This is a genomic window from Paraburkholderia sp. SIMBA_053, from assembly GCF_046534895.1.
In the GTDB taxonomy this organism is placed as follows: Bacteria; Pseudomonadota; Gammaproteobacteria; order Burkholderiales; family Burkholderiaceae; genus Paraburkholderia; species Paraburkholderia caledonica.
Window position 1 is genome coordinate 1 of the sequence record NZ_JAWRXU010000632.1, and the last position, 274, is coordinate 274.

1 protein-coding gene is annotated in these 274 nt (G+C 63.9%); it reads left to right on the top strand.

Annotated features, from left to right (window positions below):
* Positions 1 to 274, top strand: a 274-nt coding sequence (locus SB753_RS37130) for a hypothetical protein (protein ID WP_410805137.1), incomplete at both ends; no start/stop codon positions are given.

A 274-nucleotide genomic window follows, 5' to 3' on the forward strand; every position in this document is an offset into this window, starting at 1 on the left:
ACTGCCGTGCATACACTCAAGCATCTGCTGGCACATGCGCTTCCCGACATCATCTTCGACAGCGCCATCCGTACTCCGGTGACGTCGAGCGGTCGCATCAGCGCTTCACGCCAAGGCCTCACGTTGGGCACACCCAACCCGGAAGCGATCATCTCGGCAATCTATGGCACGCTCGCCATGCGGAAGGCGGGCGAGACGCTCGTCCTGCAGGCAGTACTCGGGCGGGCCCGCTCCCCCGAGCCAGTGCATCCCGAGGTTTCAGATCCGCTGCAGT